The organism is Allostigmatella hybrida, from assembly GCF_020103775.1.
Classification (GTDB): domain Bacteria; phylum Myxococcota; class Myxococcia; order Myxococcales; family Myxococcaceae; genus Hyalangium; species Hyalangium aurantiaca.
On sequence record NZ_JAHXBH010000036.1, the window covers coordinates 48,043 to 75,022 of the forward strand.

The 26,980-nt window shown below is 68.4% G+C and carries 23 protein-coding genes; 16 read left to right on the forward strand and 7 right to left on the reverse strand.

Annotated elements, in window-relative coordinates:
- Positions 1-181 precede the first annotated feature (181 nt).
- From KY661_RS33105 to KY661_RS33125, 5 genes are all read left to right on the forward strand, one after another.
- Positions 182-1,498, forward strand: coding sequence for a protoporphyrinogen/coproporphyrinogen oxidase (locus tag KY661_RS33105; protein WP_225413990.1), 1,317 nt, complete (start codon positions 182-184; stop codon positions 1,496-1,498).
- Positions 1,499-1,590: 92 nt separating this feature from the next.
- Entirely contained in the window at positions 1,591-2,301 is a 711-nt protein-coding gene (locus KY661_RS33110) for a glycosyltransferase family 2 protein (protein ID WP_225413991.1), read from the forward strand.
- A gap of 14 nt (positions 2,302-2,315) precedes the next feature.
- On the forward strand, positions 2,316-3,257 hold the full coding sequence (locus KY661_RS33115; RefSeq protein ID WP_225413992.1) for a polysaccharide deacetylase family protein: 942 nt from the start codon (positions 2,316-2,318) through the stop codon (positions 3,255-3,257).
- Positions 3,258-3,340: 83 nt separating this feature from the next.
- Positions 3,341-4,195: a lysophospholipid acyltransferase family protein gene (locus KY661_RS33120; protein WP_225413993.1), complete on the forward strand. Its 855-nt coding sequence runs from the start codon at positions 3,341-3,343 to the stop codon at positions 4,193-4,195.
- Positions 4,196-4,226: 31 nt separating this feature from the next.
- Positions 4,227-5,150, forward strand: a complete 924-nt coding sequence (locus KY661_RS33125) for an SDR family oxidoreductase (RefSeq protein WP_075004721.1) — start codon at positions 4,227-4,229, stop codon at positions 5,148-5,150.
- A 269-nt stretch (positions 5,151-5,419) separates the two neighbouring features.
- On the opposite strand, the gene KY661_RS33130 is transcribed toward KY661_RS33125, so the two are convergent.
- A complete protein-coding gene (locus KY661_RS33130; protein WP_225413994.1) occupies positions 5,420-5,839 on the reverse strand; it encodes a hypothetical protein in 420 nt (139 codons plus the stop codon).
- Between the two features lie 95 nt (positions 5,840-5,934).
- On the opposite strand from KY661_RS33130, the gene KY661_RS33135 reads away from it, so the two are divergent.
- Together KY661_RS33135 and KY661_RS33140 are read left to right on the forward strand one after the other, a co-directional pair.
- The gene (locus KY661_RS33135) at positions 5,935-9,519 is read left to right on the forward strand and encodes a tetratricopeptide repeat protein (RefSeq protein WP_225413995.1); all 3,585 of its coding nucleotides are present in this window, start codon (positions 5,935-5,937) and stop codon (positions 9,517-9,519) included.
- A gap of 49 nt (positions 9,520-9,568) precedes the next feature.
- Positions 9,569-9,910, forward strand: coding sequence for a hypothetical protein (locus tag KY661_RS33140; protein WP_075005133.1), 342 nt, complete (start codon positions 9,569-9,571; stop codon positions 9,908-9,910).
- A gap of 6 nt (positions 9,911-9,916) precedes the next feature.
- On the opposite strand, the gene KY661_RS33145 is transcribed toward KY661_RS33140, so the two are convergent.
- From KY661_RS33145 to KY661_RS33165, 5 genes are all read right to left on the reverse strand, one after another.
- Positions 9,917-11,950 (reverse strand): RecQ family ATP-dependent DNA helicase, encoded by a 2,034-nt coding sequence (locus KY661_RS33145; RefSeq protein ID WP_225413996.1) that lies wholly within the window; start codon positions 11,948-11,950, stop codon positions 9,917-9,919.
- A 2-nt stretch (positions 11,951-11,952) separates the two neighbouring features.
- The gene (locus tag KY661_RS33150) at positions 11,953-12,243 is read right to left on the reverse strand and encodes a DUF3006 domain-containing protein (protein WP_225413997.1); all 291 of its coding nucleotides are present in this window, start codon (positions 12,241-12,243) and stop codon (positions 11,953-11,955) included.
- Positions 12,243-13,010 carry a RadC family protein gene (gene radC, locus KY661_RS33155; protein ID WP_225413998.1) on the reverse strand — a complete coding sequence of 256 codons (768 nt, stop codon included), beginning with the start codon at positions 13,008-13,010 and terminating at the stop codon, positions 12,243-12,245. The genes KY661_RS33150 and radC overlap by 1 nt, the downstream gene beginning before the upstream one ends.
- Positions 13,011-13,128: 118 nt before the next feature.
- Positions 13,129-13,992: an NAD-dependent protein deacetylase gene (locus KY661_RS33160; protein WP_225413999.1), complete on the reverse strand. Its 864-nt coding sequence runs from the start codon at positions 13,990-13,992 to the stop codon at positions 13,129-13,131.
- 107 nt (positions 13,993-14,099) lie between these two features.
- Positions 14,100-14,885: a 2-keto-4-pentenoate hydratase gene (locus tag KY661_RS33165; protein ID WP_225414000.1), complete on the reverse strand. Its 786-nt coding sequence runs from the start codon at positions 14,883-14,885 to the stop codon at positions 14,100-14,102.
- A 154-nt stretch (positions 14,886-15,039) separates the two neighbouring features.
- On the opposite strand from KY661_RS33165, the gene KY661_RS33170 reads away from it, so the two are divergent.
- From KY661_RS33170 to KY661_RS33210, 9 genes are all read left to right on the forward strand, one after another.
- Positions 15,040-16,482: an aldehyde dehydrogenase gene (locus tag KY661_RS33170; RefSeq protein ID WP_225414001.1), complete on the forward strand. Its 1,443-nt coding sequence runs from the start codon at positions 15,040-15,042 to the stop codon at positions 16,480-16,482.
- Positions 16,479-16,904 (forward strand): RidA family protein, encoded by a 426-nt coding sequence (locus tag KY661_RS33175; RefSeq protein ID WP_075004730.1) that lies wholly within the window; start codon positions 16,479-16,481, stop codon positions 16,902-16,904. Before KY661_RS33170 ends, KY661_RS33175 begins: the two co-directional genes overlap by 4 nt.
- Before the next feature lie 3 nt (positions 16,905-16,907).
- Entirely contained in the window at positions 16,908-17,429 is a 522-nt protein-coding gene (gene nbaC / locus KY661_RS33180) for a 3-hydroxyanthranilate 3,4-dioxygenase (protein ID WP_225414002.1), read from the forward strand.
- A complete protein-coding gene (locus KY661_RS33185) occupies positions 17,426-18,442 on the forward strand; it encodes an amidohydrolase family protein (RefSeq protein ID WP_225414003.1) in 1,017 nt (338 codons plus the stop codon). The genes nbaC and KY661_RS33185 overlap by 4 nt, the downstream gene beginning before the upstream one ends.
- Positions 18,439-19,722 carry a kynureninase gene (kynU, locus tag KY661_RS33190; protein ID WP_225414004.1) on the forward strand — a complete coding sequence of 428 codons (1,284 nt, stop codon included), beginning with the start codon at positions 18,439-18,441 and terminating at the stop codon, positions 19,720-19,722. Before KY661_RS33185 ends, kynU begins: the two co-directional genes overlap by 4 nt.
- Positions 19,709-21,106 carry an FAD-dependent oxidoreductase gene (locus KY661_RS33195; protein WP_225414005.1) on the forward strand — a complete coding sequence of 466 codons (1,398 nt, stop codon included), beginning with the start codon at positions 19,709-19,711 and terminating at the stop codon, positions 21,104-21,106. The genes kynU and KY661_RS33195 overlap by 14 nt, the downstream gene beginning before the upstream one ends.
- The gene (locus KY661_RS33200; RefSeq protein WP_225414006.1) at positions 21,084-21,821 is read left to right on the forward strand and encodes an SDR family oxidoreductase; all 738 of its coding nucleotides are present in this window, start codon (positions 21,084-21,086) and stop codon (positions 21,819-21,821) included. The genes KY661_RS33195 and KY661_RS33200 overlap by 23 nt, the downstream gene beginning before the upstream one ends.
- Before the next feature lie 424 nt (positions 21,822-22,245).
- The gene (locus KY661_RS33205) at positions 22,246-25,449 is read left to right on the forward strand and encodes an HsdM family class I SAM-dependent methyltransferase (RefSeq protein WP_225414007.1); all 3,204 of its coding nucleotides are present in this window, start codon (positions 22,246-22,248) and stop codon (positions 25,447-25,449) included.
- Positions 25,446-26,165: a hypothetical protein gene (locus KY661_RS33210; protein WP_225414008.1), complete on the forward strand. Its 720-nt coding sequence runs from the start codon at positions 25,446-25,448 to the stop codon at positions 26,163-26,165. Before KY661_RS33205 ends, KY661_RS33210 begins: the two co-directional genes overlap by 4 nt.
- 458 nt (positions 26,166-26,623) lie before the next feature.
- Here KY661_RS33210 and KY661_RS33215 read toward each other — a convergent pair.
- Positions 26,624-26,980, reverse strand: a 357-nt coding sequence (locus KY661_RS33215) for a transposase (protein ID WP_225414009.1), incomplete at its 5' end; no start/stop codon positions are given.

The window sequence follows — 26,980 nt, forward strand, 5'->3', positions numbered from 1 at the left end:
GGATCCGTCCCGCGACGCGCGCACGCTATCAGAGGGCTTTCCACGGCGGAAAGAAGGCGAACGTGTGGGCGGCCGAACGCCCTTGGCCTCCCGGAGAGGGGGCAGGGAGCCGGGTGCCCGGTCCAAGCAGGGCGAACGGGTTTTGCCCACCTTGCCGCGAGAGGTGGTAGACCCACCAACCATGGATCCCACCGTCATTCTCGGCGCGGGCCTTGCGGGCCTGTCCGCCGCCCATTTTCTCAAGCGCCCCTGGCGCCTCATCGAGAAGAGCGATCGCGTGGGAGGCCTCATCAAGACCGAGGTCATCGACGGCTGCTACTTCGATCCCACCGGGCACTGGCTGCACCTGAGGGACCCGGAGATTCGCGAGTTGGTGAACACGCGCTGGCTGCCTGGCCAGATGGTGAGCATCCAGCGCAAGGCGGCCGTCTTCTCCCGGGGCGTCTTCACGCGCTTCCCCTACCAGGTGAACACCCACGGGCTGCCGCCCGAGGTCGTCGCGGAGAACCTGGTGGGCTACGTGGACGCCATCTACGGCGACAAGGGCCGCGCGCTGCGAGAGCGGGATCCGCGCAACTTCGAGGAGTTCATCCTCCGCTACATGGGCGAGGGCTTCGCGAAGAACTTCATGGTGCCGTACAACCAGAAGCTCTGGACGGTGCACCCGCGCGAGCTGTCCGCGGCCTGGGTGGGCCGCTTCGTGCCCCGGCCCAGCCTCAAGGAGGTGGTGGACGGGGCGCTCGGGGTGGGCAGCGATGCGCTGGGCTACAACGCCTCCTTCCTGTACCCCCGCGAGGGCGGCATCGAGAGCCTCGCCCGGGCCATGCGGCACGGCCTGGAGGGGGGCGAGGTGAGCGTCCACACCGAGCCCACCGCGATTGACTGGCAGGCCCGGAAGCTCACGCTCTCCGATGGGCGCACGCTCGGCTATTCGGAGCTGCTGTCCACGCTGCCCTTGCCCTACCTGGTACGTCTGCTGGGGCAGGGCGCCTCGGGGGTGCCGGACGAGGTGCGGGCCGCCGCGGGCCGCCTGCGCGCCACCACGGTCACCTACGTGTGCGTGGGGGCCCGGGGCGCGAACCGGCAGCCCTGGCATTGGATCTACCTGCCCGAGCCAGAGTTCGCGACCTATCGCATCGGGTCGCCTTCGGCGGTCTACGCGCCCCTGGCGCCGCCCGAGACAGCCACCTTCTACGTGGAGTACAGCCACCACGGGGAGCTGTCCCCCGCCCGCTGCGAGCAGCTGGCGCTGGAGGACCTAGTGCGCTCCGAGATGGTCCACGCGGCCGGGGACATCCTCTTCACCCGGGCGGTGGAGATTCCCCATGCGTACGTGCTCTACGACGAGGCCTACGGCGCCGCGAAGGCGGAGATTCTCCGCTTCCTGGAGCACGCCCGCATCCTGACGGCCGGGCGCTATGGCCAGTGGGAGTACTCCTCCATGGAGGATGCCATCCTGGGCGGCCGGGCCTGTGCCCAGGCCATCAACGCACGGTGAACGCTGGAGGGCAGGGGGCGCATCTCGGCTGTCGACGGGTCGCCGGGAGCATGCTAGGCCCCGGCCTCTGACCCTCTGGCATCCGTTCGACCATGGCCCCGTACCTGTCCGTCGTCATTCCCGTCTACAACGAGGCCTCCATCCTCGCCTCCGCCGCGGCGGAGCTGTGCCAGGGGCTGGACGCGCGCGGGTGGGACTACGAGGTCATCTTCGCGGAGAACGGCTCGCGGGACGCGACGCCGGCGCTGCTGGAGAAGCTGTGCGCCCAGAACCCGCGCCTGCACTGGTTCCACTCGGAGCGGCCCAACTACGGCGCGGCGCTGAAGGCGGGCATCATCCGGGCGCGGGGCACCTACGTGGTCTGCGATGAGATCGACCTGTGCGATCTCACCTTCTACGACGCGGCGCTGCCCCGGCTGGAGCGGGGCGATGCGGACATGGTGGTCGGCTCCAAGGCGGCCAAGGGCGCCAGTGACCACCGGCCCCTGGTGCGGCGCGTGGCCACGCGCGTCCACAACAAGCTGCTGAAGGTGATGCTGGACTTCCGGGGCACCGACACGCACGGCCTCAAGGCCTTCCGGCGCGAGGCCCTGCTGCCCGTCATCGCCCGGTGCGTGGTGGACATGGACGTGTTCGCCAGCGAGTTCGTCATCCGCGCGTGGCGCGAGGGGCGCAAGGTGATGGAGATTCCCATCCAGCTCCATGAGAAGCGCCAGCCCTCCATCCACCTCTTCCGGCGCGTGCCCAACGTGCTGAGGAACGTGGGGAAGCTCGTCTACGTCATCCGCATTCGCGGCACCTGAGGGAGGGGACGCGGATGGCCTCCCGGCTCGCCTCCCTCTCCGTCGACCTCGATTCGCTGCACCACTACTGCCGCATCCACGGCCTGCCCGAGACGGTGCTCGACGCGCACGCCCGGAAGCTGGTGTACGCGAAGGCCGTGCCGCGCTTCCGGGAGCTCTGGGCCACCGTGGGGGTACCCGGCACGTTCTTCGCCATCGGCGAGGACTTGGCGGACGCGGATGCCTCGGAGGCCCTGAGGCAGGCCCATGCGGCGGGCATCGAGATCGCCAACCACAGCTTCTCGCATGACTACGCCCTGAGCCGGCGCGCCCCCGAGTCCATTCACGAGGACCTGGTCCGCGGCGAGGAGGCCATCCGGGCCGCCACGGGCACGCGGCCGGTGGGCTTCCGGGCCCCCGGCTACACCCTGAACGCGGCCCTCTACGCGGCCACGGAGGCGCGAGGCTACCGGTATGGCTCGTCCGCCTTCCCGGCCGCCCCGTACTACGCGGCCAAGGCCACGGTCATGGGGGCGCTTGCCCTGGCCCAGCGCCCCTCGCGCTCGGTGCTGGACAGCCCGGCGGTCCTCCTGGCCCCGTGCGAGCCCTACCGGCCAGACCCGGCGCAGCCCTACCGGCGCGGCACGGGCGCGGTGCTGGAGCTGCCCATGACGGTGACGCCGGGCGTGCGCTTTCCCTTCATCGGGACGTTCGCCGCCACGCTGCCGCTGCCCCTCATCCGCGCGGCGTACAAGGCCTGCCTGGGCCGGGCGTTCTTCAACTTCGAGCTGCACGCGGTGGACGTCCTGGACGCCACGGACGGCATCCCCGAGGTGCTGGTGCGCCAGCAGCGGGACTTGCAGGTGCCCGCGGCCCGGAAGCTGGAGCGGCTCGCCACGCTGTTCCGGTGGCTGAAGGCCGATGCGGACCCCGTGCCCCTGCGGGTGGCCGCGGAGCGGCTGGCGCCCGGCCTGTAGCGGAGGTTCTGTGGAAAACGCCTGGGCGGCGGCACGCCCACGAACCCTCCCAGCCCGGGGAGGGGAGTGTTAAAGAATGGGCCATGTTCGAGCAGCTCGGTGACAAGGTCCGGCAGCAGCTGAAGGGGTGGACGGAACAGATGGCGGGCCCGGAGCGCAAGGAGCGCCTCCAGGATCTCGCCCGGACGGAGAACGAGTACGGGGTGGACCCGTTCGGCTTCAACCTGGACTTCAGCCTCGCCGCCGTGGCGCCCCTGCTCTGGCTCTACCGCCACTACCACCGCGTGGAGACCTTCGGCATCGAGAACGTGCCCGCGGGCCGCGTGCTCCTCGTCTCCAACCACTCCGGCCAGCTGCCCATGGACGGCGCCATGATTGGCGTGGCCCTGATGATGGAGGCCTCGCCCCCGCGCGCCATCCGCAGCATGGTGGAGAAGTGGGTTCCCACCCTGCCGTACATCTCGGCGTTCTTCGCCCGGGTGGGGCAGATTGTCGGCACGCCGGAGAACTGCCGCCGCCTGCTGAACGCGGGCGAGGCCATCCTCGTCTTCCCCGAGGGCATGCGCGGCATCTCCAAGCTGTGGCCCCAGCGCTACCAGCTCCAGGACTTCGGCCTGGGCTTCATGCGGCTGGCGCTGGAGACGGACACCCCCATCGTGCCGGTGGCCGTCATTGGCGCCGAGGAGCAGGCCCCCGCGCTGATGGACCTGAAGCCCCTGGCGAAGCTGCTGGGCTTCCCCGCGTTTCCCATCACCGCCACCGGGCTGCCCATTCCCCTGCCCACCAAGTACCGGCTCTACTTCGGTGAGCCCCTGCACTTCACCGGCCGCGCCGATGACGAGGACAGCGAGCTGGACAAGAAGGTGCGCACCGTGCGGGCCGCCATCCAGGCGATGATTCACCAGGGCCTCAAGGAGCGCCGGAGCATCTTCTGGTGAGCCCCGGGGCACATGCTAAGAGGCGGGCTCCATGAGACCGGCGATCGTCGTCACGGGCATCAGTGGCAACCTGGGCCGTACCCTCGCCAAGCTCTTGCACAAGAGCGAGCGCATCATTGGCATCGACCGGCGCCCCTTCCTGGGCAAGCCGAAGGATGTCGAGATGTACCAGCTGGACTTGCGCAAGAAGAAGGCCGAGGACGTCTTCCGCAAGAACGAAATCCGGGCCGTCATCCACATGGGCATCATGCACGACCCGCGCATGAGCGAGGAGGAGCACCACTCCTTCAACGTGGTGGGCACCACGCGCCTGCTGGAGTACTGCGCCAAGTACGGGGTGAAGAAGGTCGTGGTCCTCTCCTCGGCCAACGTCTACGGGCCCAGCCCCGACAACTCCAACTTCCTCACCGAGGACGCGCCCCTGATGGCGGCCAGCCGCTTCTCGGGGGTCCGGGACTTGATCGAAGTGGACATGCTCGCGCATGGCTTCTTCTGGCGGCACCCGGACATCAACACCGTCATCCTCCGGCCCGTCCACATCGTGGGCCCCACCATCAAGAACGCGCCCTCCAACTACCTGCGGCTGCGCCACCCGTGGACGCTGGCCGGGTTCGACCCCATGGTGCAGCTCATCCACGTGGAGGACGCGGCGCGCGCCATGGTGGAGGCGCTGCGCCCCGAGCCCAAGGGCGTCTACAACGTCGTCGGCCCGGGCGAGGTGCCCCTGTCCTCGGTGTTGCGCGAGCTGGGCCACACGCCCATCCCCGTGCCGCACCCCATCGCCCGCCCCGTGCTGGGCATGCTCTTCAAGTACCGCCTGGCGAACTTCCCCCCGCCCGAGCTGGACCACATCCAGTTCCTCTGCAACGTGGACGGCAACCGCTGGCGGAACGAGCTGGCCTGGAAGCCGCGCCACTCCATGCGCGAGACCATTCGCTCCGTCCTCGGCGAGTAGTCTGAGGGGGGCCTGACACCCATGTCAGAGGCCCCGGTGCCGTCTCCCCGAGGGGCCCTGACAGGGCTGTCGTGTCCCGCCCGGGCCCTGAGGGGCGGGTGGGCCCCCGCATCCCCGTAAGATGTTGATTTTTGGGGCATGCCCCCGGGGTTGGCGGCGTGGCACTCGCCTTGCTTTGTAAGCGCGGCAAGTAAAACTGGTAGGGGGTTCCATTGGGGAACCCTCGACGCCCGTCGCCTCGGCCGGCCCCGAGTCGACGGGCGATTTTTTTACGGCAGCTCGCCCGCGAAGGGCCCTTCGAGCTGACGCTCCAGCAGCCACACGCCCCCCTGGTAGACGAACTCCGAGGTGGTGGTGGCCGTCTGCTCCGAGGGCGAGGGCAGGCGCATCCACTGAATGCGGCTCGTCACCGTGGCGCGCATACCGTCGGGCGCCAGGCCCACCTCGAGAACCTCGTAGTCGGTGATGGAGAGGTCTCTCTCGTCGTGGAGCTCGCGCCGGGCGTTCAGGAAGGCCTCGCGGTGCTCGGGGACGAGGTGCCGGGCGGCTCCCCGGAAGTCCTTCCAGCGCAGCCGCTTGTAGAAGTCGTCCACCACGGGCTGGAGCCCCTCCAGGCCGGTGCTCTTTGGCGTGTGGGCACACGCCCCACAAAACAGGGCCAGCAGAACGAGGGGGACAAGCAGGCGCATGGTGGTGGGTGACGGTAACACCTGGAAGTGGACCTACAAGAAGATCCCAGTGCTATCGTCTCGGCTCCGCCTGCGCACCGGAGTACCGAAAGTCCATGGCCAAGTCGATGGTGGAGCGCTACGAGCAGCTGTTGGCGCAAGACCCCAGTTCCGCGGTTTTCGTCGAGCTCGCCAAAGCCCTCCTCGAAAAGGGAGACGTCACGCGCGCCATCACCACGTGTGAGCAAGGCGTGGTGCATCACCCCCAGTCCATCATTGGACGCGTGCTGTGGGGCAAGGCCCTGCTGCAGCAGGGCAGGCCCGCACAGGCGATGGAGCAGTTCGATCAGGCTGTCGCCATCGACAAGGAAAACCCCCACGCCTACAACCTCATCGGCGAGGTGCTGGTGCAGCGGGGGCTGTTCCGCTCGGCGCTGCCCATCCTGCGCAAGGCCGCCGCGCTCCAGCCCAACGATGCGCGGGTGCGCCTGTGGCTGGAGCAGACCCAGCAGTCGCTGTCCGGGGGCCCGCCGCCGGTGGTCGCCGACCTGCCGGGCATCACCGCCAATGCGCTCATGGCGCAGGAACCGGAGGACGAGCCCTCGGAGTCCACGCCCTCCGAGCCTGGGGCCCTCGCCGCCGGGGAGCCACCGGACGAGGAGAAGCCCGAAGTCACGGGCGTGATGCGGCTGCCCATCGTCCCGCTGGTGGACGACCGGGACCTGGACGGGCTTCCGCTCCCGCCCTCCGAGTCCGGGGAGCCGCTGGCCGCGCGTGCCGGCGGCTCGCCGCAGTCGAAGAAAGTGGAAGTCGTGATGTTTCCGCCCAAGCGGCCCTCGGGCACCATGGCGTCCGTGGCGCCGCCGCCGCCGCCGGGGTTTGGCCTGGAGCCGCCGCCCGAGGACGACCTGGAGGACACCCCGCCGTACTCGAACCGGGTCACTTCCGAGTTCGATCCGAACCCGGCGCAGGAAGAGGACCTTCCCCCCCACGAGGCGTCCGCGCCCGCGGAGGACGAGGAGGCGCAGGCCGCCGCCGGGGCACCGCCGCCCGCCGGGGCTTTCGAGCCCGAGCCGCCCGCGGCCCCGTCCTCCGGAGGCGGGCTGCTGGGAGACCTGCCGCCTCCCGATGAGCTCCCCGCGGTGCCCTCCTCGGCGCGCGTCTCCGAGCAGGCCCGGAGCGCGTCCGCTTCCCGGAAGCGCACGGCCGCCGCCCCCAAGCGCGCGCTGCTGGATGACATTCCGGATGCCGCGGAGCCCCGGGCCGCCGCGGCCCCCCGGGCGGCCCGCGCCAACGGCGTGGATGCCGCGGCCAGCGCCGCCGCCTACGAGAAGGAGCTGCGCGAGAAGCTCGCCAAGACGGCCACGGACGCCTCGTTCCTCTCCCGCCATGGGGTGAAGCTCATCGCGGGGGCGGTCTCCGTGGTGGTGCTGGCCGTGTTCGCGTGGGTGTACCTCTCCCACCGCGCGGAGCAGGGCGGCCGGACGCTCGTGGAGGTGCTGGCGCGCACCGAGCGCGTCATCGCCCTCGACACGAGCACCTCCCTGGACGAGGCGCTCACGCTGCTCGACCGGGCGCGCGAGATGGACGAGGGCAGCAGCAAGGTCTGGGCGCTGACGGCCTACACCCATGCCCTCCTCTTCGCCGACCACGGCAGCACGCCCGAGGACCGGCAGCAGGCGCTCGCGGCCCTGGAACGCCCGGGCGTGCGCGCCGAGCACCCGGGGCTCAGCCTCGCCACGGATGTGCTGGTGGCCGACGAGAAGGGAAAGGAGGCGGCCCGCCGCGCCCTGCTCAACGCCAGCGTGCAGAACTCCGTGGAGCTGGATGCGCTGGCGGGCAGCCTGCTCCTGGAGATGAAGCAGCAAGAGAAGGCCCTGGATCGCTTCAAGCGGGCCGTGGAGAACGTCCGCGCGCTGGTGGCGCTGGGCCGCTACTACCAGGACTTCGGCGACGCGGCGAAGGCCCACCAGATGTACGCGAACGCCCGGAAGCTCTCGCCGGAGCACCCCCTGGCGCGCATCGGCATGGCAGAGAGCCAGCTGGTGCTCGAGCAGGACCTGGGCCTGGCGCTCGCGGACATGGAGTCGCTCGGCAAGAACAAGGACCTGGTGGACCCCTTGCGCGCGCGGCTGCTGCTCGTCCAGGGCCGGCTGCTCACGGAGCTGGGGCGGTACGGCGAAGCGCTCGCGCTGCTGGCCCAGGGCACCCAGGGCCCGCTCGCGTTCGACTTCCACCTGGCCCTCGGGGACGCGAGCCGCGCCGCCGGGAAGCTGGAGGAGGCCCAGCAGTCCTACGAGGCCGCCCTCAAGGCCGACCCGAAGAGCGAGGATGCCCGCGAGGGGCTGGGGCGGACGCTGCTGGACCGGGACCGGGTGAAGGAGGTGCTCACGCGGCTGGACGGCGAGAGCCGCAAGGTGGCCCTGGTGCGCGCGGCGGCCCACGTCCGGCAGGAGGACTGGAAGCGCGCCCGCGCCGAGCTGGAGAAGACGCGGGTGAACAACCGCTACCCGCCGGAGGCCGTGGGCTACCTGGCCCTGGCGGACACCATGGAGGGCAACGGCGAGCAGGCGCGGGAAATCCTGGAGAAGGCCGTCAACGCCGTGAAGAAGCCGCGGACGGATCTCCGCGTGGCGCTGGGGCGGGTGTACTGGCGTCAGCGCGCGCTCGACAAGGCGCAGGCCCAGTTCCAGGAGGCCATGAAGGATCCGCGCGACTACGAGGCCGCCTGCTCCGAGGGCCGGCTGCTGCTGGCCCGCGGGCTGCCCGACATGGCCCTCAAGCCCCTCACGCAGGCGGTGGAGCGCAACGGCTTCCATGGCGAGGCCCGGGATGCGCTGGGCCGGGTGCTGCTCGCGCTGGGCCGCACGGACGAGGGCCTCAAGCAGTTCGAGCGCTGGCGCAACGACAACCCCGACAGCGCCAAGGCGCAGAAGGGCTTCGCCCTGGCGATGCTCCACCTGGGCAAGTCCGCCGAGGCGGTGGAGTCCTCGAGCCGCGCGGTGAAGCTCGACGCCAATGACGCCGAGGCGCACCGCCTGCGCGCCGTCAGCCTCTTCGCCACCGGCGATGGCAAGGGCGCCTTCACGGCCCTGTCCCGCGCCAACAGCCTGGACCCGAGAGACCCCGAGACCTTCTGCGAGATTGGCCAGGCGTTCCTGCGCCAGGGCGACGCGGAGAACGCGGTGGCGGCCTTCGCGGCGGCGCGGCGCGAGGGGCCGGAGGTGCCCTGTGGCCAGGCCGGTGAGCACTACGTCCACCCCTCCGAGGGCGGGCGCGCGGCGGCCAAGGCGCTGCAGGGCATTGCCGACCGGGCCGCCTCCGTCTGGGACAAGTCCTTCGCGCAGACGGCGCTGGCCCGGGTGCTGCTGAGCGCCGGGGACGTGAAGGGGGCCCAGGCCGCCGCGGCGGAGGCCGTGCGGCTGGCGCCGTTCAACGGCCGGGCCCAGCTTGCCCTGGGGCTCGTGGCCCAGCGCCAGCGGCAGGAGGAGCCCGCCCGGGCGGCGCTCACCAAGGCCGTGGCGCTGGATCCGGCCAATGGCATGGCGCACCTGGCGCTGGCGGACCTGCTCGTGCGCAAGTCCGAGGATCTGCCGCAGGCCATCAAGGAGTATGAGGCCTTCCTCAAGCTGGCCGGTGGAGCCGAAGAGGCGAAGCGGGTGAAGAAGGCCCTGCCTCCCCTCAAGAAACGAGCGAAGTAGCGTGGACAGCCCTCCTCAAAGACAGGCCCCCTACCCACTGCTGCGCATCATGGGGAGCAATGCCTTTCTGCTCTCCATCATCTATCTGCTGACGGGCATCGGCGTGGAGCTGGCGCGGCGCTTCTACCCCACGCGCCTCGTGCAGCAGCTCTCCCTGTCCCTGGACTCGCTGCCCGCCCGGGCGCTGGAGCTCGTGGGCGCGCTGGAGCCCCTGCGCTCCGCCTACCTCGATGGCCGCATCTCGGATGCGCAGGTGCGCCTCGTCTTCGGCGTTACCACCATCGCCGTCATCTTCCTCCTGGCCTTCGTGGTGGGCCTGCTCGTGGGCGGCCTGCGCAGCTACGTCGAGCGCCGGGCCCTCCGGAAGACCCGCCAGCGCGGGCCGGGGTAGCGCGGCCTACTCCCTGCGCCGGCGCACCCGGGGAGGCACCGCCGCGGCCACGGGCTCATGGCCGGCCGCGCGCGCCATCAGGCAGATCTCCACCACCTTCGGGCCGAAGCGCTCCCAGCGGCTCTCGCCCGTGCCCTTCACCGCGAGGAAGGAGTCGCGGTCGGTGGGCAGGGCCGCCGCCAGGCCCAGGAGCGTCGAGTCGTTGAAGATGATGAAGGGCGGCACCTCCAGGTCCTTGGCCAGCGCCTTGCGCCAGCGCCGCAGCTCCGTGGCGGCCAGCTCGCTGTAGTTCGCGGGCCCCCCCGCGGGGGCCTCCGGCCGGGACAGCGGGGCGGTCCGGGACATGCGGGCGCCCGTGCACACGTCGCAGTTGCCGCAGCTCGTCTCCAGGTCCGTCTGCCCGAAGTAGCCCAGGATGAAGGCGCGCCGGCACCGCTTCGTGTACGCGTAGTCCGTCATCCGCTTGAGGAGCAGCAGGGACAGGCGCTCCTGCTCCCGCATCCGGCTCAGGTCCACCCCCAGCTCCAGGAAGGGCACCTGCTCCAGGGCGCGGATGGTGCGCCCGGAGAAGGGGCGGCGCACCTTCACCGCGCCGGCCTTCTCCAGCAGCCCTAGGGCGTGCCGCACCTGCTCCAGGGACAGGCCGGTGCGCCGCGAGAGCACCATCAGCTCCGTCGTCACCGAGCGCCCGGCGGGGAAGGTGGCCAGGAGCGACTGGAGCAACTGCTGGGACTCCGCCGCGTGGGGGTGGGCGGTGGCGGCCTTGTCCGTGAGCGTCAGCCCGTACTCGCCCTCGCCCCGGCTGCCGCGCTCCACCTTGCCCGCGCGCTCGAAGATGCGCAGCGCCGCGGAGACCTCGAACTCGCTGGTGCCCACCATGCCCGCGAGTACCCCCATGCCCTTGTCGAACTCGGGCACGTTGCGCAGCACGTTCCAGATGTCCGCCAGCACCACGTCCGAGGGGTGATTGCCCTCGATGAGCCGCTCCTGGGTGTAGACGTCCGCGTGGTTGAACATCAGCACCGCCGTGGCGGGCTGCCCATCCCGGCCCGCGCGGCCGATCTCCTGGTAGTACGCCTCCACCGCCCGGGGGATGTTCGCGTGGGCCACGAAGCGGATGTCCGGCTTGTCGATGCCCATGCCGAAGGCATTGGTGGCCACCGCCACCCCCTCCTGGGCCGACATGAAGTCCTCCTGCGCGCGCTGCCGGGCCTCGTCCTCCATGCCCGCGTGGTACAGCACCGCCTTCACGCCCCGGCCCTTCAACGAGGCGTGCATGCCCTCGGCGGCCTTGCGCGTGGCGCAATAGATGATGCCGCTGCCCCCCTGGGCCGCGAGCTGGGCGCACCCCTGCCGCTTCTCCTCATCCCCGCCGACGCTCATCACCTCCAGGAAGAGGTTGGGCCGGTCGAAGCCCTGCGCGAACACCTGCGGCTCCTTCATCAGCAGGACGCGGATGATGTCGTCGCGCACCTCCGGGGTGGCCGTGGCGGTGAGCGCCATGGTGCGGGGCGGACGCAGGCGCTTGCGCACCTGGCCGAGCTGCGCGTAGTCCGGCCGGAAGTCATGGCCCCACTGCGAGATGCAGTGCGCCTCGTCCACGGCGAGCAGGTCCACCCCAATGCCGGCCAGCGTGTCCAGGAAGCCCGTGCTGCGCAGCCGCTCCGGGGCCACGTAGAGCAGCCGGTACTCCCGGGCGCGCAGCTTCCGCATCCGCTCCGCCCGCTCCAGGTCCGACAGGGAGGAGTTGAGGAAGGTGGCGGCAATGCCCTTGGCGGTGAGCTGCTCCACCTGGTCCTTCATCAGCGCGATGAGCGGGGAGATGACGAGCGTCAGGCCGGGCAACAGCAGGGCCGGCAGCTGGTAGCAGAGGCTCTTGCCTGCCCCCGTGGGCATCACCACCACGGTGTTGCGCTTGCTGAGTACGGAGCTGATGACCTCCGCCTGCCCCGGCCGGAACTCGGACAGTCCGAAATGGCGGACCAGTCCTTCCTGGGCTTCCACGAAATGGGGCAGATCCTCCGGCAGCATCCGCCGCATATTCACTGTTCCCTTCGAGCCGTCAACGGAGGAGCGGGGCTACCCTCCAGGTCGAGTCCTGGCGGAGCAGGAACAGCCCGGCGAGCCCGGACTTCAGCGACCTCCTGTGCCATGCGGGCCCTCAGCTCGGGGTCCAGCCGGCCATCCACCACCACGTCCCCCTCCCGCGCCTCGCGGGGCAGGGTGGCGCGGTCCACGCTCCGGGCCCGCCCCGTGTCCAGCTCCACCACCTGGGCCCGCGTCTCCTCCAGCACCTCCACCTGCCAGCCGCCGCTTCCAATCACCGCCGCCATCAGCCATGCCCTCCCACCACATTCCATCGAGGCCTGCCCTCCAGGTCCGGTAGCAGCCCGCGCTCCAGCAGCGACACATATGCGCCGTCGCCCAGCACCAGGTGGTCCAGGACCTTGATGCCCAGGAGCTGTCCCGCCTCGGCCAGCTGCACGGTGAGGCTCACGTCTTGCGCCGAGGGCTCCGGGTCTCCCGAGGGGTGGTTGTGCGCGAACACGAGCGCGCTGGCCCGCAGGTGGAGCGCGGCGGCGTACACCTCGCGCGGATCCACCAGGCACGTGTCCATGGTTCCCTCGGCCACGCGCACGTCCGCCAGCAGCACGTTGCGCGGGTTGAAGCACAGGACGTGGAAGACTTCCCGCCGCAGCGCGCTCAGGGACGGGGCCAGGTACGTGTGAATCTCCCGCGGCGTCCGCAGCCGGGGGCGCCGCTCCGTGGCCCGCTGGGCGCGCCGGCCGAACTCCAGCGCCGCGAGCACCTGCGCCGCCCGCACGGGCCCCAGCCCGGAGCGGGTACTCAAGTGCAGCGGATCCATGTGGAGCAGGGCCTTGAGGCCCCCGCGCCCGGAGACCAGCGCCTCGGCGAGGTGCTTCGCCCGCGTGCCCGGCACCAGGAGCACCGAGAGAAGCTCTGGATCGGTGAGGGCCGAGGCCCCCAGCCGGAAGAGGCGCTCCCGCACCTCCTCCAGCCCTGAGCGCCGTGCCCTCACCGACCCTTCGCCCGCGGATGCCTCCACCGCCACACTCCCCATCGCCGCCACCCGTTCCATCCCGCCCGCCCTCCGCGCCAGAAGGGCATAGCAACCCACGTGCCAGGCCCTATCCCCTCGGTAGAGGGGCACGCACCCGTCCCAGGGGGTGGGCAAACCGTCCCGTTTCGAGACGGTCTCAGTCCGGGTTCAGACGCTCCGCGAGCAGGGGCAGCACTTCGCCCGCGCGGGCCTCCAGCACCACGTTCGCCAGCTCAGCCCCCCGGCACTCGCCGATGTTGATGAGCGCGATGGGCATGCGCCGCTCGGAGGCCCGGGTCACGAAGCGGTAGCCGGAGAAGATGGCCAGGGAGGAGCCCACCACCAGCAACACGTCCGCCTCCTCCAGGAGCGCGAACGCGGCCTCCACCGTGGGGCGGGGGACGTTGTCCCCGAAGAACACCACATCGGGCTTCAGGGGCCCGTCACAGTGCAGGCAGTCCGCCACCTGGAACGTGTGCAGGGCCTCGGAGGACAGGTCGGCGTCGCCATCGGGCCGGAACTCCACCACGTGCTCCAGGAAGCCCGGGTTGAGCGCGAGCAGCCGCTGCTGCAGGGACGCCCGGGCCTCCAGCGCGCGGCAGCTCAGACACCGCACGTCCGCCAGCGCCCCATGCAGCTCGATGACGCGCGTGCTCCCGGCGGCATGGTGCAGCCGGTCCACGTTCTGGGTGATGAGGCCCTGCACGTGCCCGCTCCGCTCCAGCGAGGCCAGCGCCTGGTGTGCGGCATTGGGCTGGGCCGAGGAGAACCGGGGCCAGCCCAGCAGGCTCCGGGCCCAGTACCGCGCTCGAACCTCGGCCCGATCCAGGAACTCCCGGTGCTGGATGGGGTTGCGCGCCCGGGCCCGGGTACCGGGGCCCCGGTAGTCTGGAATCCCCGACTCGGTGCTGCACCCGGCGCCGGTGAGCACGGCGGTGCGGCGGCCTCGCATCAGGTGAACCAGGGCTTCCACCTCGGAGGGCGCGGAAGCGGGGCATGGGGGCACGGGGAGTGCGGACATGGCCAGAACCTAATAGCGCCCCGGTTCCTCTCTCGCAGGATCGGCTGGCGCCGGCGGGAGGCCGCCTCGGCGGGCCCCCAGGCAGCCAAGAGGGGACTCCCCGTGGCTCAGCGCGTCACCGAGACCGAGACGCTTCCCAGCCCCTCCACGGTGAGGCGGACCTCGTCCCCGGGCTGGAGCATGTGGGCGGCGGTGGCCGCGCCCGCGAGCACGATGCTCCCGGCGGGCAGCGCCTCTCCCGTCTCCGCGAGCAGCTCGCAGAGCTGGACGACGGACAGGAGCGGGTCCCCCGAGATGGCGCTGGAGAGCGCCGACTGCACGGTGGCGCCGTTCACCTCCATGGACATCCCGAGCTGGGCCAGTGCCAGCTCCCGGGGAGGCCGCTCGAGCGTGCCCAGCACGAACATCGAGGACGAGGAGTTGTCCGCCACCACGTCCGGCAGGGAGAAGTACTTGAAGTCGAGGTAGCGCGAATCGAGGATCTCCATCGCCGCGAACACGCTCTCGCACGCCTCGAGCGCCTCCTCCCGGGAGATGCGCCCGCGCAGCTCGCGCGAGGTGCGGAAGGCGACCTCCGGTTCAATCTTGGGATGGATGAAGCCCTGCAGCCGGAAGACGCCGCCGACGGGCACCTGCATCGGCTGGGTGAGCACCCCGTAGACCGGCGAGTCCAGGTTCATCTGCTTGCGCTTGGCCTCGGAGGTCAGCCCCATCTTGAGGCCGATGACGCGCTCGCCGCGCGCGAGGCGCAGGCGGATGCCCTCGGCCTGAACGGCATAGGCGTCCTTCAGCGTCAGGTCCGGCTGGGACCGGGTGAGGGGCGGGATGGGCTGGGCCTCGAGCCGGGCGCGGTCCAGCACGCGGGCCAGCTCCGGGTGATTCGTCATGGGCATGGGTGGGCTCCCTCGGACGCCCGGCAGCTTCGAGGCGGTGCGCGGGCGAGGCAAGGGGCATCTGCTTGCTATGTGAAACCCTGGGCGGACGGCGGTGGGCCGGGGCAGTTCACCGTGTTATTCGAGGCGCAAGGTCTCCCAGGAGGGTGCCAGCGTGCAGAAGGTCCTCAACTACATCGGTGGGGAGCTGGTCCCTCCCACCTCCCACCAGTGGCTCGACAAGCCCGAGCCGGCCACGGCCGAGCTGTACGCCCACGTGCCGGACTCGGACGAGACGGACGTGCAGCGCGCCGTCGAGGCCGCCACGAATGCCTTTCCCGCCTGGTCCGCCATGCCCGCGGTGGAGCGGGCCCGGCTGCTGCGCCGCATGGCGGGCACGATTCAAGCCCGCATGGAGGCCTTCGCCCGCGCCGAGTCCATCGACACGGGTAAGCCGCTCTCGGTGGCCACCAGCGTGGACATCCCGCGCAGCATCCTCAACCTGGAGTTCTTCGCCGACGCGGTGACGCAGTTCTCCAGTGAGGCCCATGCCACGGACTCGGTGGCGCTCAACTACACCCTGCGCTCGCCGCTGGGGGTGGTGGGGTGCATCTCGCCCTGGAACCTGCCGCTCTACCTCTTCACCTGGAAGATCGCCCCCGCGCTGGCCATGGGCAACTGCGTGGTGGCCAAGCCCTCCGAGGTGACGCCCATGACGGCCTTCCTCCTGGCGCAGGTGTGCCAGGAGGTGGGGCTGCCGCCAGGGGTGCTCAACATTGTGCACGGGCTGGGGGCCAAGGTGGGCGCGGCCCTGAGCCGCCACCCGGACATCGCGGCCCTCTCCTTCACGGGCAGCACGCGCACGGGGGCGGAGATCGCCCGCACCGCGGCGCCCCTCTTCAAGAAGCTCTCGCTGGAGATGGGGGGCAAGAACCCCAACGTCCTCTTCGCGGACTGCGACTTCGACGAGGCGCTGGCCACCACCGTCCGCTCCTCCTTCTCCAACCAGGGGCAGATCTGCCTCTGCGGCCCGCGCATCTTCGTGCAGGCCCCCATTTACGAGCGCTTCAAGGAGGCGCTGGTGGCGCGCACGCGGGCCCTGAAGGTGGGAGACCCGCTGGAGCCGGGGACGGAGCAGGGGGCGCTCGTCTCCCAGCAGCACTTCGAGAAGGTGATGGGCTACATCGATTTGTCCGTCCAGGAGGGCGGCCGGATCCTCACCGGAGGCCGGCACGCGAAGCTGGACGGGCGGTGCCGCAACGGGTGGTTCGTGGAGCCCACGCTCGTGGAGGGGCTGGGGCCGGAGTGCCGCACCAACCAGGAAGAGATTTTCGGCCCGGTGGCCAGCCTCATCCCGTTCGAGCGCGAGGAGGAGGTGCTCGCCTGGGCCAACGCCACCCGCTACGGGCTGGCGGCGAGCGTGTGGACGAAGGACCTGAGCCGGGCGCACCGCTTCGCCGCGAAGCTGCACAGCGGCATCGTCTGGGTGAACTGCTGGATGCTGAGGGACTTGCGGACGCCCTTCGGCGGGGTGAAGGACTCCGGGGTGGGGCGGGAGGGCGGCCACGAGGTGCTGCGCTTCTTCACCGAGCCCAAGAACGTGTGCGTGAAGCTATGAGCCAGGACGAGCGAATCGAGTCGAAGCGGGCCCCGGAGCCGGTGGGCCTCTATCCCCACGCGCGGCGGGTGGGCAACCTCCTGTTCCTGTCGGGGGTGGGCCCCCGCGAGCGCGGCACGAAGAAGATCCCCGGCGTGGAGCTGGACGGGGAGGGCAACATCGTCTCCTACGACATCGAGGCCCAGTGCCACTCGGTGTTCCGCAACGTGCGCTACATCCTGGAGGAGGCGGGCTCCTCGTGGGACCGGCTGGTGGACGTCACGGTGTACCTGACGAACATGAAGGCGGACTTTCCCACCTACAACCGGCTGTGGGCCGAGTACTTCCAGGGCAACCCGCCCTGCCGCACCACGCTGGAGATCAACCGGCTGCCCACGCCGATCGCCATTGAACTCAAGTGCATTGCCACCCTGGGAGACTGAGCCATGGGACGCCTGCAACCCATCAACTTCAAGAAGTGGATCGACGAGCACCGCCACCTGCTCAAGCCGCCCGTGGGCAACCAGCTGGTCTGGGAGGACCGGGAGTTCATCGTGATGGTGGTGGGCGGGCCGAACGCGCGCACGGACTTCCACATCAACGAGGGCGAGGAGTTCTTTTACCAGGTGGAGGGGGACATCACCCTGCGCATCATGGAGGACGGCAAGCCCCAGGACATCCCCATCCGCGAGGGGGACATCTTCCTGCTGCCCCCGAAGGTGCCGCACTCGCCGCAGCGGCCCGCGGGGACGGTGGGGCTCGTCATGGAGCGCAGGCGGCGGCCCGAGGAGCAGGATGGCTTCGCGTGGTTCTGCCCCCGGTGTGACGCCAAGCTGTACGAGGAGACGCTGCACGTCACCCACCTCGTCACGCAGCTTCCCCCGGTGTTCGACCGCTTCTTCGGCACGCCGGAGCACTGCACCTGCAAGCAGTGCGGCTTCCAGGCCACCCGGGGCGGGGGCAAGTGAAAATCGACATCCACACCCACCTGCTGCCGGCCGAGCTGCCGCGCTTCGCCGAGCGCTATGGCTACGGGGGGTTCATCACCCTGGAGCACCACCAGCCGTGCCGGGCGCGGATGATGCGGGATGACGGGAAGTTCTTCCGCGAAGTCGAGAGCAACTGCTGGGACCCGGCGCGCCGCCTGGCCGAGTGCGATGCCGCGGGCGTCAGCGTCCAGGTGCTCTCCACGGTGCCGGTGATGTTCAGCTACTGGGCCAAGCCGGAGCACGGGTTGGATTTGTCCCGCTTCCTGAATGATCACCTGGCCTCGGTGGTGCGGACGAACCCGCGCCGCTTCGCGGGGCTGGGCACGGTGCCCTTGCAGGACGTGCCGAGGGCCATCGGGGAGCTGGAGCGCTGCGTGCGCGAGCTGGGGCTTGCGGGGGTGCAGATCGGCTCCCACGTGAACGGCACCAACCTGGGGGACGCCTCGCTCTTTCCGTTCTTCGAGGCGGCGGCGGCGCTGGGGGCGGCGGTGTTCGTCCACCCCTGGGACATGCTGGGCGGGGCTCGGCTGGAGAAGTACTGGCTGCCGTGGCTCGTGGGCATGCCCGCCGAGGTGGCCATCGCGCTCTCCACGCTCATCTTCTCGGGGACGCTGGAGCGGCTGCCCACGCTGCGGCTCGCCTTCGCCCACGGGGGCGGCTCTTTCCCGGGGACGATTGGCCGGCTCCAGCATGGCTTCGAGGCGCGGCCGGACCTGGTGGCCGTGGACAACCCGGTGCCGCCCCGGGACTACCTGGGCCGCTTCTGGGTGGACTCGCTGGTGCATGACGCGGACGTGCTGCGGCTCATCCTCCGGCTGCTGGGGCCGGAGAAGGTGGCGCTGGGCAGTGACTACCCGTTCCCGCTGGGGGAGGAGCGTCCGGGCACGCTGCTCGAATCCCTGACGGAGCTGGATGTCGCCACGCGCGAGCGGCTGCTGTGGCGCAACGCCCTCGAATGGCTCGGGCGCACCTGGGAGGATTTTGGCTCATGACGGAGGCTTCGATGCGTTTCGAGGAAGGGGAGGCGTTCGCGCGGAGGATGGACGCCGAGGATCCCCTGCGCGCGTTCCGGGAGGAGTTCCTCTTTCCGCAGAGCCCCCAGGGCGGGCCCCTGGTCTACCTGGCGGGAAACTCGCTGGGACTTCAGCCGCGCCGGACAAGACAGTATGTCCAGGAGGAACTGGAGGACTGGGCGCGGCTGGGCGTGGAGGGCCACTTCCATGCCCGCCACCCCTGGCTGCCGTACCACGAGAACCTGACCGGACAGACAGCGCGGTTGGTGGGAGCCCTGCCCTCCGAAGTGGTGGTGATGAACACCCTCTCGGTGAACCTCCACCTGATGATGGTGTCGTTCTACCGGCCCACGCGCGAGCGCTTCAAAATCCTCATCGAAGGAGGGGCGTTCCCCTCGGACCAGTACGCGGTGGCCTCCCAGGCGCGCTTTCACGGGTTCGATCCCAAGGACGCGGTGCTGAAGCTGGAGCCGCGCGCGGGCGAGGACACGCTGCGCACGGAGGATATCCTGGAGACGCTGGAGCGGCACGGCGACAGCACTGCGCTGGTGCTGCTGGGCAACGTGAACTACCTCACCGGGCAGGCGTTCGATATGAAGGCCCTCACCCAGGCCGCGCACGCGCGGGGCTGCCGGGTGGGGTTCGATCTGGCGCACGGGGCGGGCAACCTGCACCTGTCGCTGCACGACGACGGGCCCGACTTCGCCGTCTGGTGCTCGTACAAGTACCTCAACGGCGGCCCGGGAGCGCTGGGAGGCGTCTTCGTCCACGAGCGGCACACGCGGGCAGAGGGGCTGCCACGCTTCGAGGGCTGGTGGGGCAACGACAAGGCCACCCGGTTCCAGATGGGGCCGGACTTCGTCCCGCTGCCGGGCGCGGAAGGGTGGCAGCTCTCCAACCCGCCCATCCTCCAGCTCGCGGCCCTGAGGGCCTCGATGGAGCTGTTCGACCAGGCCACCATGCCCCGCCTGCGCGCCAAGGGCGACCTGCTCACGGGCTACCTGGAGTTCCTGCTCGACCGGCTGCCTCCAGGGTTCGTGCGCGTCACCACCCCGAGGGACGTGAAGGCGCGGGGCTCGCAGCTCTCGCTGCGCTTCTCGCGGGACCCGAGGCGCTTGCTGACCCGGCTCTCCGAGGCGGACGTCTGCTGTGACTTCCGTGCGCCGGACATCATCCGGGCGGCCCCCGCGCCGCTGTACAACTCCTTCCAGGACGTCTACCGCTTCGTGAAGGTGCTGGAGAGCCATGCCCGCGATTGACCAGACGCAGACCGTGACGTTGGCCGGAGCGGGGCTGGTGGGCTCGCTGCTGGCCATGTTCCTGGCCCGGCGCGGCTTCCAGGTGGAGGTGCTGGAGCGGCGTGCGGACATGCGGAAGGAGCAGGGCTCGGCGGGACGCTCCATCAACCTCGCCATCTCCGCGCGGGGGCTGCATGCGCTGCGGCAGGTGGGACTGGAGCAGGAGGCGCTGCGCCACGCCATCCCCATGCGGGGCCGGATGATTCACCCGCTGTCCGGTGAGCTGAGCCTGCAACCCTATGGGAAGGATGACTCCCAGCACATCAACAGCATTTCCCGGGCGTGGCTCAACAAGAGCCTGATGACACACGCGGAAGAGACCAACCGGGTCGCCATTCGCTTCAAGCAGCGCATCCAGCACGTGGACTTCGACACGGGCGCGCTCTCGGTGCTGGATGAGCCGAGCGGCACCACCCGCGAGGCGCGGACCGCCGTGCTGCTGGGAACGGATGGCTCGGGCTCGGCGGTGCGGCAGGAGATGATGCGGCTGCCGGGTTACCACTCGGCCCAGGAGCCGCTGGGCCACGGCTACAAGGAGCTGACCATTCCGGCGGGGCAGGGGGGCACGTTCCAGATGGAGAAGAACGCGCTGCACATCTGGCCCCGGGGCGCCTTCATGCTCATCGCGCTGCCGAACGAGGACGGCAGCTTCACCTGCACGCTCTTCCTTCCGTTCGAAGGGCCGGAGAGCTTCGCGTCCCTGGACTCCCCCGGGAAGGTGCAGGCCTTCTTCGAGGAGCAGTTCCCGGACGCCGTTCCGCTCCTGCCGGAGCTGACGCACGACTTCTTCCACAACCCCACGGGGACGATGGTCACCGTGAAGAGCGCGCCCTGGCACGTGGGAGGGCGCGCGCTGGTGCTGGGAGACGCAGCGCACGCCATCGTGCCGTTCTTTGGGCAGGGGATGAACTGCGGCTTCGAGGACTGCGTGGTGCTCGATGGGTGTCTGGCCCGCCACCAGAAGTGGGAGGACGCCTTCGCGGAGTTCTTCGGGCTGCGCAAGACGAACGCGGATGCCATCGCGGACATGGCGGTGGAGAACTTCACGGAGATGAGCAGCAGCACCGCCAGCGCGCGCTTCCTGCTGGAGAAGCAGGTGGAGAAGGCACTGCTCAACGCATTTCCCGGCCAGTTCCTGAGCCGCTACTCGCTGGTGAGCTTCAGCCGGGCGCCCTACCGCCTGGCCTACGATGCCGGTACGCGGGCGGGAGGCATCGTGTCCGAGCTGGCCGAGGGCCTGTCGCGGGTGGAGGACGTGGACATGGAGCGGGCCGCCCGGCTCATCCAGGAGCGGTTGGTGCCATTCATGAAGGAGCACGCGGATGGATTTCGGACTGAAGGATAAGCGGGCGCTGGTGCTGGGGGCCTCCGGTGGCCTGGGATTCGCGATTGCCTCGACGCTGGTGAAGGAGGGGGCGAAGGTGGCCATCTGCTCGCGCAGCGAAGAGCGGATTCGCGCCGCAGCAGCGAGCATGGGGGCGGTGCAGGGAATCGCCGCGGACCTCACCACGCCGGGGAGCACCCGGTCGGTCGTGGAAAAAGCCATCACGGTGCTGGGCGGCGTGGACATCCTGGTCATCAACACCGGGGGCCCGCCGAAAGGCGGCATCCTGGATGTGACAGACGCTCAGTGGCAGGAAGGCTTCCAGAGCCTGTGGATGGGCGCGGTGGAAGGGATTCGAGCAGCAGTGCCAGGAATGAAGGAGCGGAACTGGGGCCGCATCGTGATGGTGACCTCCTCCTCGGCCCGGGAGCCCATGCCAGGGCTCACCATCTCCAGCGGGCTGAGGGCAGGCCTGATGGGGCTCACCAAGATTGTCAGCGACGAAGTGGCGGGCTACGGCATCACCCTGAACGCCGTACTCCCGGGCTACCACGCCACGGATCGTCTGAAACAACTGGGCATCGCCGAGGAGCGGCTCTCCTCGCAGATTCCCGCGCGACGGCTGGGGCGTCCGGACGAACTGGGCGCCTTGGTGGCATTCCTGGCTTCGGAGCAAGCGGCGTACATCACCGGTCAATCCATCGTGGCAGACGGTGGCGCGTCTCGCAGTTTCTGACTTGGAGGCGGCGGGTTTCGAACCCGCATCAAGGCGGAAGCAAAACCCCAAGCAGGTCGCGCTGTTACCGGCTAACGCCTTGATCTCACACCGAATCGTTCCCCCGCTCCGTCCCGTCTTGTCCCGTCTCGTCCCGTTCAATTCCCCGCTGGAGGGTCACACTGAGGGCACATGATAGTGGCCCTCCTGCCTCAGATGCTCTGGGTCAGCTCGACGCTCGTGAAGCTGAGCACGTTGACATCGAAGAGGGTGCCAAAGAAGGAGGCGCACAGCGAAGGAGGAGGCGGAGGTAGTGGAGGAGAAGACAGAACGGAACCATGGAAAGCAGTGATCGGAGTGTATAGGGGTGCGATGAGCGCGGTTGCAAAGGAGGGGGCAACTACCTACGGTCGCGCTCGCTTGCGCGGAGGCTGACGGAGAAGAGATGCTGCTTGACGACGCACATCAGACCCTTGGGTGGCCGGAGCGGGGGCAGGTCCTGACGCCGAAGGGCGAGGGCCCGAAGGTCTACGCGGACTTCACGAAGAGGAAGATTGGAGCGGAACTCCAGCGGAAGTACCCCGCAGTGCAGGTACACACGGGAATTCTGGCGACGGATCCTGATGACGATGCGACGGTGGCCCCCCTAGCCGTGGTGTGTGAGTTCCCCTCAGGAGCACCGGAGGAAGTGCTCCTAGAGGCGCACCGTTTGGCGTGGAACTTCTCTCGAACCGCGTTGCTCATCACTCTGGAACCCCACCGGCTGATCGCGTGGTCGTGCTGTCAGCCGCCACGGGACACTGTCGCCGATCTTCAGGTGTGCACTTTCGAGCGGGGGCAGCCCGCGCAGGAGTCCATACGCTGGATGCTGCATCGGGTCGGTCTGGTGACAGGGAGGATCCTACAGAAACAGCCCGAAAAATTCTCGTCGGACGGCCGTGCAGACGCCACTTTGCTGGCAAACCTCAAGGTGATCCGCGCAAAGTTGCTGGCGGCGAATCTCCCTATGGAGCATTGCCACGACCTCCTTGCGAGGGTGATCTTCACGCAGTTCTTGTTTCACCGTCGTGACCGGGACGGGCGGCCCTTCTTCGACAGGAGACTGCTGGAGAACCGCTGCGATGGCACGCTCAAGAGGGTGCATACCGACCTCGCGAGCATCCTCCAAGATAAGCGAGAGACCTATGCACTCTTCCGATGGCTCGACGATCGATTCAATGGCGATCTATTTCCTGGAAAGGACGGACAGTCGGAGGCGGAGCGGAAGCACGCGTGGCACGCAGAGGAAGAGGCAGTCACTGAGGGGCACCTGACGCTTCTCGCAGACCTTGTCTCAGGCAGGATTGTGGCGCAAAGCCAGCAGTTTGCACTCTGGCCGTTGTATTCGTTTGATGTAATCCCATTGGAGTTCATCAGCAGCGTTTACGAGGAGTTTCTTGGCGACGCGCGGGAGGGCCACAAGGCGTACTACACCCCGACCCATCTTGTGGACTACGTCCTTGACGCCGTCCTCCCCTGGAACAGCGATGAGTGGAATATCAAGGTGCTCGACCCTTCGTGTGGGTCGGGGATCTTCCTGGTGAAAGCATTCCAGCGCATAATTCACCGATGGCGTCGCGCGCACGATGACCGTGACCCTCTTGTGAGCGATCTGAAGCCTATCTTGGAGCAAAATCTCGTCGGTGTGGACAAGCACCCAGAGGCGGTGCGTGTGGCGTGCTTCAGTCTCTACCTCGCCATGGCAGACGCCATTGAGCCTCGGTACTACCTCAAGCGAGACAAGGTGTTCCCACGACTGCGAGGGACCAACCTGCTCGCGCGCGACTTCTTCGATGAGACTACGGATGGAATTCGGACGAAGGATGACGTGGGAACCTACGACTTGGTGCTCGGCAACGCACCATGGGGGGACAAGAGCATCGAGACCTCGTCCACAGTGGATGAGCCCACTAGCGGGAGCAGGAGACTGCTGACACTGGCGCAGGTATGGGCGAAAAAGTGCTCATGGCCGGTGGTGAATAGCGACTTGGGGCCACTGTTTCTCGCGAAAGGAGCGGCGCTGGTGCGGGAGGGAGGATCGGTGGCAATGATCCAATCGGCATCGGTGCTCAATCTGCGAAACGGCGAGGCCAATGCGCTGCGTAGGAAACTGTTCGAGACCTTCACCTTCGACGAAGTGACCAACCTGTCCATCGTTCGTGACAAGCTCTTCTCTGGCGCGTTCGGTCCGTCGGCAGTGATGGTATTCCGTCGTGCTGCGCCAAATTCAGGGCAGACGTTGCTCTATCTGTGCCCCAAGCCCCTGCACGACCCCCAGTCCCAGTACCGCATTGTGATCGACCCGCAAGATGTCCACCGAATCACTCATGCCGAAGCCGCGCAGCTCCCGCAGGTGTGGTCCACCCTGCTGCTCGGTGGACGTCGTGATCTCAGCCTCGTGTTGCGCCTGTCACGACTCCCGACGCTGGCGAAGCTCAAAGAGCGCGGAGAGGTGAAGGTTCGACAGGGCGTCATCCCTGGGAATCGCAAGCGCGTGCTCGACGGGCGAGTAGTGATCCAGAAGCGTGGTAGCAAAGAGACAAAGGTAGTACTGCCCGACCTCCGAGATGTGCATTACTTCGAGGCAGAGCGGTTTCCTGATGAAGCCTTTCTGCACCTCAATCAACGGGATGTACCGACATGGGATGATCCCCGTGTCGCCGATACTGATTCAACTGATTTCGGCGCGTTTCGTCCGCCGCAGATGCTGATCAAGGGGACCTACAGTCGCAAGGATGCTCGCATGCGTGCAGTTAGGGTGCGAGCGACTGTGTCGCGTTGGGGAGTTTTCTGCAAGAAGACGTATACTTCGGTTTGTGATCTTAAAGGTGAAGGGCAGCGCTTGGATGCTGCGTGTGTGGCCTTTAATAGCACGATCACGACATGGTATCTTGCGTTGACAAGCAGTCGCCTTGGGCACAATCGTCCCGAGGTGCTGGTGAGGGAATTACTCGATGTTCCTCTGCCAGAGAAGTCTGCAGACCTTCGGACGCTGAAGACCTTCGATGATGTGGACGCATGCGCCGCGAAGCTATTTGGGCTGACCGAGGCCGACATGGTGCTGGTCGAGGATTGTGTACAGCGGACGCTTCCACAGGCTCAGCATGAAACCGCGCTCTCAGGGTACCTTTCGACACGGAGGAACCCGGACCCTGCGGATGACGATCCCGGCATCGTAGCCTATGCAAATTGCATCCTGCGCGTGTTGCGAGGCACCTTCGGCCCGGAGCGCAAGGTCAGCGCGACGGTCTACGAGGAAGCCGCTGGCTCGGAGCGACTGCCCGTCCGCATGGTGGCGATTCACCTCGACGGTAAGGCAACGGCGACGGTCGCAGTTGAAGCAATGACTGCAGAGGGCCTTATGGACTCTCTCCGCAACTTCTACGAGCAGACGATGCGAACTCGCGCGAGGGAGCGCAGCGGCGAGGGCTTCGGTGTGCAGCGAGTAGCTTTCTTATTTGATCGACGCGCGGGTGAATTGGGACTCCGTCTTTACATTGTCAAGCCCGATCAACGACGCTACTGGACGCGATCCCTCGCACTCCACGATGCCGACCAAATTTCCAGTGCGATCTTAATGGGGGCAGAACGCGCGGGAGGCGACGAGTGAATCGCAGAAGGAGTCTCGGGGAAATTTTGTGGCCTGAGGACGAGGAATCGCTCCGTCTCGCGGTCGCATGGGCGGATTCCATTGCTGAGCAGGCGCTCGAACTTGTGTGGCGCGGATTCGATCTTGTCGCTGCTAATGAACTGAAGGATAGACCTAATCTTGTAGCGATACGCCCAGAGCAGTTGGAGCGTGAGTTGACGCAGTGGCACTTTCTCGGAATTCAAACTGTGTGGGTGGCAGAGACTGATGGGTTCCCGTCATTCCAGCCTATCCATGAGGCACACGAGTTCGAGCGTCGCAAGGGTGGGAAGGCGATGCCGCCAAGCTACGACATAGGCTTCATTCACAACCACAATAGGCGTTGGAAACTCCCCGTCGAGGCTAAGTTGCTGTGGTCGAGCGAGGCACTCGCGGCATACCTCGGCGACGTGACAGTGAAGTACGCTGGGGGTGTTGCAGCGCCTTGGGTGGGGGAGTGCGGAATGGTCGGCTACCTACTCAAGGGTACAGCCGACGAGGTGTTCGCTGGGCTCGCTGCAAGGCTGGGGGTGGCGCTTGAGAGCGTCGTCCGCTTCGAGCATCGAGCGCATCGGACAACAGTACATGCACGTGCGACTGGTCCGAGGCTCCGAGTGCATCATATGGTGATGTCGTGTGTGCCGCCGGGCGACAAGAGAGCGAAGCGAGTGAGGGGCAGGCGACGGCTGAAGGGATGAGCAAGCCATCGTTAACCGCATTGGAGCACGCTCACCTCTGCCGAAGGCGAAACGGTAAGCGGTGCAATCCTGAACCAGTCCGATCCAACGATGCCCCAGGGGTACATTGAGGGCACATGAGGAAATCAGTGCCGAGAAAAAGCCTAATAACCCGTTGAGACTGCTGCGCCTCCCTGGGAGGAGGCGGCGGGAATCGAACCCGCCGCTCGGAGCTTCTGGCGAGAGCGCTCCGAATTGGTCGAGCGCAGTTCCCGTAGGACTTCCAGGCACGACACTCCCAAGACGGGCTTAGCCCGGATCGGTCACAGCGGGCACGGAGATAGGGCTGGTGTGGCAGCGGAGCCTGCTGGTGACCTCGCGCTTTGCCTCGCGGCGGTTCTGGTTTCTGCAACAGGCAAAGCGCGGCCCTCTCCCGCCGGAGTCTGGGCCCGCGCGAGGTTGTCAAAGAGCAGCGGGCGTCAGGAAGGGGCGGGGACAGTGCGCAGCTGGTCCGCGATGCGAGCGAAGAGGTCTTTCACCGGCGCAGCGGCACTGAGGGAGAGGACGACGCGGCGGACGCTGACGCGCACGAGGGCGGCCACCTTCAGCAGCTTGAGCCGAAGAGTGCCCGCCTGCGCACGCTCAAGCTCGGTGCCCTTCAGGCCAAAGTGCCGCAGCAGGTTGAGCAGCACGTAGCCCACGGAGGCAAACCACAGGCGCAGCTGATTGGCCCGCATCGTGTGGGCGCTGGTCCGGTCCGCGAAGAGGCCCAATTGCTGCTCCTTGATGCGGTTCTCCATGTCGCCTCGGGCGCAGTAGAGTTCCTCGTAGAGCGC

Coding starts and splice junctions, on each gene's coding strand:
- KY661_RS33105 (WP_225413990.1), top strand. CDS start 182: ATGGATCCCACCGTCATTCTCGGCGCGGGCCTTGCGGGCCTGTCCGCC.
- KY661_RS33110 (WP_225413991.1), top strand. CDS start 1,591: ATGGCCCCGTACCTGTCCGTCGTCATTCCCGTCTACAACGAGGCCTCC.
- KY661_RS33115 (WP_225413992.1), top strand. CDS start 2,316: ATGGCCTCCCGGCTCGCCTCCCTCTCCGTCGACCTCGATTCGCTGCAC.
- KY661_RS33120 (WP_225413993.1), top strand. CDS start 3,341: ATGTTCGAGCAGCTCGGTGACAAGGTCCGGCAGCAGCTGAAGGGGTGG.
- KY661_RS33125 (WP_075004721.1), top strand. CDS start 4,227: ATGAGACCGGCGATCGTCGTCACGGGCATCAGTGGCAACCTGGGCCGT.
- KY661_RS33130 (WP_225413994.1), bottom strand. CDS start 5,839: ATGCGCCTGCTTGTCCCCCTCGTTCTGCTGGCCCTGTTTTGTGGGGCG.
- KY661_RS33135 (WP_225413995.1), top strand. CDS start 5,935: ATGGCCAAGTCGATGGTGGAGCGCTACGAGCAGCTGTTGGCGCAAGAC.
- KY661_RS33140 (WP_075005133.1), top strand. CDS start 9,569: ATGGGGAGCAATGCCTTTCTGCTCTCCATCATCTATCTGCTGACGGGC.
- KY661_RS33145 (WP_225413996.1), bottom strand. CDS start 11,950: ATGCGGCGGATGCTGCCGGAGGATCTGCCCCATTTCGTGGAAGCCCAG.
- KY661_RS33150 (WP_225413997.1), bottom strand. CDS start 12,243: ATGGCGGCGGTGATTGGAAGCGGCGGCTGGCAGGTGGAGGTGCTGGAG.
- radC (WP_225413998.1), bottom strand. CDS start 13,010: ATGGAACGGGTGGCGGCGATGGGGAGTGTGGCGGTGGAGGCATCCGCG.
- KY661_RS33160 (WP_225413999.1), bottom strand. CDS start 13,992: ATGTCCGCACTCCCCGTGCCCCCATGCCCCGCTTCCGCGCCCTCCGAG.
- KY661_RS33165 (WP_225414000.1), bottom strand. CDS start 14,885: ATGCCCATGACGAATCACCCGGAGCTGGCCCGCGTGCTGGACCGCGCC.
- KY661_RS33175 (WP_075004730.1), top strand. CDS start 16,479: ATGAGCCAGGACGAGCGAATCGAGTCGAAGCGGGCCCCGGAGCCGGTG.
- nbaC (WP_225414002.1), top strand. CDS start 16,908: ATGGGACGCCTGCAACCCATCAACTTCAAGAAGTGGATCGACGAGCAC.
- kynU (WP_225414004.1), top strand. CDS start 18,439: ATGACGGAGGCTTCGATGCGTTTCGAGGAAGGGGAGGCGTTCGCGCGG.
- KY661_RS33195 (WP_225414005.1), top strand. CDS start 19,709: ATGCCCGCGATTGACCAGACGCAGACCGTGACGTTGGCCGGAGCGGGG.
- KY661_RS33200 (WP_225414006.1), top strand. CDS start 21,084: ATGGATTTCGGACTGAAGGATAAGCGGGCGCTGGTGCTGGGGGCCTCC.
- KY661_RS33205 (WP_225414007.1), top strand. CDS start 22,246: ATGCTGCTTGACGACGCACATCAGACCCTTGGGTGGCCGGAGCGGGGG.